Source organism: Streptomyces phyllanthi (genome assembly GCF_009377205.1).
GTDB classification, from domain to species: Bacteria; Actinomycetota; Actinomycetes; order Streptomycetales; family Streptomycetaceae; genus Streptomyces; species Streptomyces phyllanthi.
The window spans coordinates 1-6,386 of sequence record NZ_VJZE01000501.1 but is presented as its reverse complement, the minus strand read 5'-3'; the positions used below and the strand labels follow the sequence as shown (position 1 = coordinate 6,386).

The window sequence follows — 6,386 nt, the reverse complement described above, 5'->3', positions numbered from 1 at the left end:
GGGGAGTACGGGGGAAACAAGGGGGAGCACGGCGAAGCGCCGGTTCGGGGTGGCCCGCGGGGGACGCGGCCACAGCGGACCGGCGCTTTCGTCGTTCCGGACGCCCAACGGATTCAGGCGCCCAACGGATTCACGCGCCCAACGGAATCCGGCACCCAGCGCTACCGGTTCCCGCCGACCCGCCCCTGAAGCAGCCGCGACAACGCCGCATGCACGTCGTCCAGGGACCGCTCCGGCTGGAACGACTGCCAGTCCAGGGCGGCCACCAGAACCATCCCCACCAGCGCGGCCGCGGTCAGCGGAATATCGATCTCGTCGCTCAGCTCACCGCTCTCCACACCCTTCCGCAGCACGCCCTCGACGACCGCGACCGCCTCCTGCCGCACCACCATCAGCGTGGACTGCCACGCCCGGTTGGTCCGCCACAACTCGGCCACGTACAGCTGCGTGAACGCCGGATAGCGGTCGATGAACACGAGCCCGGCCCGGATCATCGCGTCGAGGGCGGCCACCGTGCCGCCGCCCTCCTTCGCGGACCGGTCCGCCGCCTCCCTCAGGGAGGCGGTGAGGAGCCCCACGCCGTGCCGCAACAGCTCCTCGAAGAGGACCGACTTGCTGGCGAAGTTGTAGTAGACCGTGCCCTTGGCGACCCCGGCACGCTCGGCGATCTCGTCCACCGTGGTGGCGGAGAACCCCTGTTCCGCGATCAGCGTGACGGCCGCCTCGTAGAGCTTCTGCCGGGTCGCCTCACGACGGCCGCCGCCGCCTCCCGTGCTGCCGCCTCCCGTGGCGGTGCTGCTTTCCATGGCCCTGATTCTCACAGCAGCCGGTGTCCGCGCGGTCACAGGCTCAACTCCGGATGCAACCGGGCCGGCGTCCACACCTGCTTGCGGCGGGCCGCCAGGGCGGTCAGAGCGAGGGCGCCCGCGGTGAACGCGGCCAGCACGGCGCACGCCTGCCAGACCGGGCCGAGCCCGCCGCCCGTGATGAGCCTCCTGAGGGCCCCGACGACGTAACTCATCGGCAGGAAGGGATGGATCGCGTTGAAGAAGTCCGGACTCGTCTGCACGGGGTACGTACCGCCCGCGGACGTCAACTGCAGCATCAGGAAGGCCAGTACGAGGATCCGCCCCGCCGCCCCGAAGCGCGCGTTCAGCCACTGCACGATCGCCGCGAAGCACGCCGTCACCAGGAACAGGAAGCCCACCGTCCCGGCCGCACGCGCCATCTCCAGACCGACCGCCCAGTGGAGGACCGCCATGAGGGCCCCCGTCTGCAGCACCCCGAGGGCGGCCACCGGCAGCCAGCCCGCCAGCGCGATCCGCCACGCCGGGGCGCCCGCGGCGAGCGCGCGCCGGTTGAGCGGCGGGATCAGCATGTAGGCCACCATCGCGCCCACCCACAGGGAAAGCGGGATGAAGTACGGGGCGAATCCGGTGCCGTAGTTGGGCGCCTTGTGCAGGTCCCTGGAGGCGAGCTGCACCGGGTCGGCCATCACCTGGGTGCGCCGGTGGCGATCACTCGCGTCGTAGTCGGGGATCTGCTCGGCCCCGTCGTGCAGCCCGCCCGCGAGCTCCCCGGAGCCGTCGACCAGCTTGTACATGCCCCCCTTGAGGTCGATCGCGCCCGTCTTCAGCGCGCCGACACCGGAGTCGAGGCCGTCCGCGCCCGTCCGCGCCGTGCCCAGCCCGGTGTGCAGGGCCCCGGCGCCCTTGGCGACCTTCTCGGCACCCTTGTCGAGCGCGTTCACCTTGGCGACGGCGTCGTCCAGGTCCTCGGAGAGGTGGGGCGCCGCCTCGGCGAGGGCCCTGGCCTGCCGCTGCAGGGTCGCCAGGTCCTTGTCGAGGGACTCCAAGTCGTCGTGGTAGTCCCGCACCACCGTGTTGACGTCCCCGGCGAGCCGCGCCGCGTCGGCGGCCGCGTCCTTCGCCTTCTTCAGGTCGTCGCACGCCGGGTCGGGCACGGGCTGCTGCTCGCAGCGGGTCTCGTAGACGCCGTTCAGGGTGTCGGACGCCTTACGGGTGCCGCTCTGCGCCGCCGGTGCCGTCCGCACGAAGGTGTCGAGGTGGTCGCGGATCACGCCCGCCGAGTCGGCCACCAGGGTGGCGGTGGCGGCGATCGTCCTGCCGTCGTCCTCGAGGAGGGGCCGTACCCGGTCCGCCGCCCCGCTCACCTTCTCGGCGAGCGCCCCCGTGCCCTCCGCGACCTGCTGGGAGCCCTTCTCCAGGGCACCGGCACCACTGTGGAGCTTCTTCAGGCCGCTCGACAGCGCGCCGCTGCCCTCCTTGGCGTCCTTCAGACCGTCCGCGAGGTCCTTGGAGCCCTTCTCGGCCTTTCCGATCCCGCCCTTGAGATCGTCGGCGCCCCTCGCGGCCTTCTCCGTCTCGGCGTGGATGTCCGAGAACGAGATGAAGATCCGGTCCAGGAACGACCGCGACGCCTTCGTGGACGCGGCCGTACGCACCTCGGAGAACACCGTCCGGGAGAGCTGCCCGACGATGTAGTTGTTCGCGTCGTTCGTACGCACCTGGAGCGCGCCCGTCTCGGGGGAGTCCCCGGAAGCGGACGCGATCCTCTCGCTGAAGTCCGCCGGCATGGTCAGCGACAGGTAGTACGTGCCGTCCTCGACACCCTCGCGGGCCTCCGACGCGCTCACCTCGTGCCAGTCGAAGACATCGCTGTCCCGCAGCCGTTCGGCGATGTCGTCGCCCGCCATGAGCCTCTTCCCGGCCGCGGTGGCCCCCTCGTCGTCGTTCACCAGCGCCACGGGGACGCGGTCGAGACGGCCGTACGGGTCCCAGAAGGACCACAGGTAGAGCGCGCCGTACAGCAGGGGGAGCAGCAGGAGCGAGGCCAGCGCCGCGCGCGGGAGCCTCCCCCTGCCGAACCGCCTGAGCTCAAGCGCGGCCAGCTTGGGCGGGCGCATCGGCCGTCTCCTTGTCGTCGCTCTGTTCGTCGGCGCGCTCGGCGCCGTGCGGGCCGGTGCTTTCGTCGGAGCGTGCGGCGTCGGCCTGTTCGCCGGCCCGTTCGCCGGTCCGGCGCGTGGACACCGTCACGGCGCCCTCCGGCGCCTCGCCGCAGACCGCCACCACCGTGGTCCCCGCCTCGGTGAGCGACCTCAACAGGGTCCACACCTTGGCCCGTTCGCCGTCCGAGAGCTTCAGATCGGTGTCGTCCACGCCCAGGAGCCGGGGCCGGCCGATCAGCGCCAGTGCGACGGACAGCCGCAGCGCCTCCAGACGCTCCAGGTCGCGTACGGCGGTACGGGGGCCCTTGGGCAGCGTCCCCACGTCCAGCCCGGCGGCGGCCAGAGCGGTGTCCACCCGCAGCCCCGCCTCCGCGGCACGCTCGGCACGCGGCCGGATGAGCCGCCGCAGGGAGCCGCCGAACCTCCGCTCGAGGAGCGCCCGTTCGCGCAGGTGCTCGCCGACGGTCAGGGCCGGGTCCAGGTCGGTGACGCCCGGGACGTGCGCGAGGGCGCTGATCCGGCGCACCGCGGACATGTGCCCGGGCAGCCGGTGCGGGCCGACCGCGGCGTGACCCTCGCCGGGCCGCATCCGGCCGGTGAGCGCCAGCAGCAGACAGGTCCTGCCCGACCCGGACGGCCCCTCGATAGCGATGAGGGAGCCGGGCTCCGCGGCGAAGCCGACACCCCGGAACGCCCAGCCGCGCGGCCCTCTGAGCCCGAAGCCCTCGGCGCTCACGGCGATCCCGGAGGCTTCCTGAGGCTCGTCCATGTCCCCCCTCGCTCCCGTCGAACCGGAGTCGGGTCACGACTCCGCGCTTTTGAACTGACTGGTCAGTGCAAAAACTAACCCGAACCTGTGATCGAAGCAAAGCCGCAGGTCAGAACGGATTGTCAGTGCCATACCCCACGATGGGCACATACGGCACCTCGTATCAGGGCGTGCCGTCACACAGACGACAGGAGGTTCGTCATGGCCAGCTACCACGCAGCCGCCGCCCGCCGGCGCCGCGCCACCGGCCCTGCCCCCTCACTGACCGGCCCGGTGAGCGACGTGCACCCCGTGCTCCGCAGGGCCACGGCCCCGCCCGCCGCCCTCGACCTGCTCGCCCAGGCCCGCGCCGGACTCGACGAGGCGTCCACCCTGGAGACCCCCAACGAGCGGTACGCCACGGCCCACCTGGCCGCCCTGCGCACCGCGGCCGCCGTGCTCGCCGCCCGGGGCCGCCCGGAGCCCAATGCCCGGCGCCGCGCCAAGATCCGGAGCGCCTGGGAAGTGCTCCCCGAGATAGCGCCCGAACTCACCGAGTGGAGCGCGCTGTTCGCCTCCGGAGCCGCCCGCCGCGCCCGCGCCGAGGCCGGTATCCGGGGCGCGGCGAGCGGGCGCGACGCCGACGACCTGATACGGGACGTGGCGATGTTCCTCCGGCTCGTCGAGCGCATGCTGGTCCTCCAGCCGGTCCTGCCGCAGCCCCGGCAGGACCGGCTGGACCAGCGCGGCCGGGAGGGGCGGCAGGACGACGACCCGGGGGTCCCGGACGCGGGCTGACGCGCCTGAGCCCCGCTCATCGGGGCCCGAATCCTCACGAGTTGGGCCAGGGGCGGAACCCGCCGTCGGAAGGGCCCGTTCGCCGCGTGGGACACGCGATCGAACACGGCCCTCGGAGGCAATAGGGTGGGAGCACCAGCAACTCTCCGCCGCCACCGCGCACGGGCGGAGGCAAGCCCATCGCTCCGCCGTACAGCAGGCGGTGCCGCGCCGAGGAGTCAACTGCCGTGTCGGACCCGATGCGCCCACCCGTCTCCCACCACCGCCCTCAGACGACGTCGCCACGCTCCGACCCCTCGCGACCCCGCGCCTCTCTCCGTACCGCAGTGGTCTGGGACGTCCTGACGGACGCCTTCGACCGCCGGGTCAAGGCCACGGGACGCGAGGCGCTCGACGTCCTGGACACCGGGGGCGGCAGCGGCAACTTCGCGGTGCCCGCGGCCCGCCTCGGCCACCGGGTCACCGTCGTCGACCCCAGCCCCAACGCGCTGTTCGCGCTGGAGCGCCGCGCCGCCGAGGCCGGCGTGGCCGACCGGGTGCAGGGCGTCCAGGGCGACGCCCACGGCCTGTTCGACGTCGTCGAGCGCGGCGGTTACGACGCCGTCCTGTGCCATGGCGTCCTGGAGTACGTGGACGACCCCGCCGAGGGCATCGGCAACGCGGTCGCCGCGCTGCGTCCCGACGGCGTCCTCAGCCTGCTCGCCGCGAGCCTGGGCGGAGCGGTGCTCGCGCGCGCCCTCGCCGGGCACTTCAAGGAGGCCAAGCGGGCGCTCGAGGACCCGAACGGCCGCTGGGGCGAGGGTGACCCCGTCCCGCGCCGCTTCTCCGCCGAGCAGCTCACCGCGCTCGTCGAGGGCGCGGGCCTCAGGGTCGCCGCCGTGCACGGCGTGCGGGTCTTCGCCGATCTGGTCCCCGGTGTGCTCGTGGACACCGAACCGGGGGCCCTTGACGCGCTGCTGAAGCTGGAGGCCGCGGCGGCCGAGCTGCCGGCGTTCCACTCGGTGGCCACGCAGCTCCATGTGCTCGGTGAGACACAGGGGGCGGCAGAGGCCTGAGAGGGGTGTGTCCCTGATCAGCGGATGAGTGGCGGATGGAGTACGCCACAGGCCACCCGATCGGACGCCGGGGGCCGTATGATCGAGGGAGACCCTCCGGCATGACGGGCCGCTCGCTGGGGCATGTACGCCTCAGCGACTCGGGCCGCCATGGCGGATTCCGGTTGGCTAATTGGCGTAGAGGGGCGGGTTTCACGGGGGCGATTCCCTGCCTATCCTGAAGAGGACCCCCCGGGTCGCCCCGGCGACCGCACGATGAGGAGGACTCCGTGCCGCTCTCGGAGCACGAGCAGCGAATGCTCGAGCAGATGGAGCGAGCGCTGTACGCCGAAGATCCCAAGTTCGCGACAGCGCTTGAGGGAAGCGGGCTGCGTACGTACACCCGGCGACGGGTCTACCAGGCGGTCGCAGGCTTCCTCGTGGGTATCGCGCTCCTCATGGCCGGAATGGTCGCACAGCAGATCTGGGTCAGCGTGGTGGGATTCCTCGTCATGCTGGGCTGCGCAGTGCTCGCCGTCACCGGTTGGCGCAAGGCCCCGAAGCCCGGTGAGCAGCCGTCCGGCGCTCCCGGTGCCCGTCGGAACTCACGGCAGCGCCGCTCCATGATGGACCGCATCGAACAGCGCTGGCAGCGTCGCCGCGACGAACAGGGCCATTAGGCTCCTCTCGCTTCACAACCACAGACATTCCGGAGGGGTGACCACCCAAGAGGCGGTCACCCCTCCGGCACGCCCGGAAACGGGCGGAGCGGCGGAGGAGAAGCGGCCACCCAAGCGTGACGACACACACCCACAGGCCGAACCTTCCGCCCCAGCCC

General features: G+C 72.5%; 6 protein-coding genes. 3 read left to right on the top strand and 3 right to left on the bottom strand.

Going from position 1 to position 6,386, the window contains the following annotated elements; genetic code table 11:
• Positions 1-161: 161 nt before the first annotated feature.
• Genes FNH04_RS39270 through FNH04_RS39260 form a run of 3 tightly spaced genes read right to left on the bottom strand, consistent with a single transcriptional unit; the run spans position 162 to position 3,737 of the window.
• Positions 162-806 (bottom strand): TetR/AcrR family transcriptional regulator, encoded by a 645-nt coding sequence (locus tag FNH04_RS39270; RefSeq protein WP_152790799.1) that lies wholly within the window; start codon positions 804-806, stop codon positions 162-164.
• Positions 807-841: 35 nt separating this feature from the next.
• Entirely contained in the window at positions 842-2,926 is a 2,085-nt protein-coding gene (locus tag FNH04_RS39265) for a YhgE/Pip family protein (protein ID WP_152790797.1), read from the bottom strand.
• Entirely contained in the window at positions 2,898-3,737 is an 840-nt protein-coding gene (locus FNH04_RS39260) for an ATP-binding cassette domain-containing protein (protein WP_152790795.1), read from the bottom strand. The genes FNH04_RS39265 and FNH04_RS39260 overlap by 29 nt, the downstream gene beginning before the upstream one ends.
• A gap of 201 nt (positions 3,738-3,938) precedes the next feature.
• Between FNH04_RS39260 and FNH04_RS39255 the strand changes: the two genes are divergently transcribed.
• The 3 genes from FNH04_RS39255 to FNH04_RS39245 all read left to right on the top strand — a co-directional run bounded on the left by FNH04_RS39255 (position 3,939) and on the right by FNH04_RS39245 (position 6,228).
• Positions 3,939-4,514 (top strand): SAV_6107 family HEPN domain-containing protein, encoded by a 576-nt coding sequence (locus FNH04_RS39255; RefSeq protein ID WP_152790794.1) that lies wholly within the window; start codon positions 3,939-3,941, stop codon positions 4,512-4,514.
• Positions 4,515-4,741: 227 nt separating this feature from the next.
• A complete protein-coding gene (locus FNH04_RS39250) occupies positions 4,742-5,569 on the top strand; it encodes a methyltransferase (protein WP_386573319.1) in 828 nt (275 codons plus the stop codon).
• A gap of 269 nt (positions 5,570-5,838) precedes the next feature.
• A complete protein-coding gene (locus FNH04_RS39245) occupies positions 5,839-6,228 on the top strand; it encodes a DUF3040 domain-containing protein (protein WP_322725163.1) in 390 nt (129 codons plus the stop codon).
• The last annotated feature ends 158 nt before the right edge of the window (positions 6,229-6,386 follow it).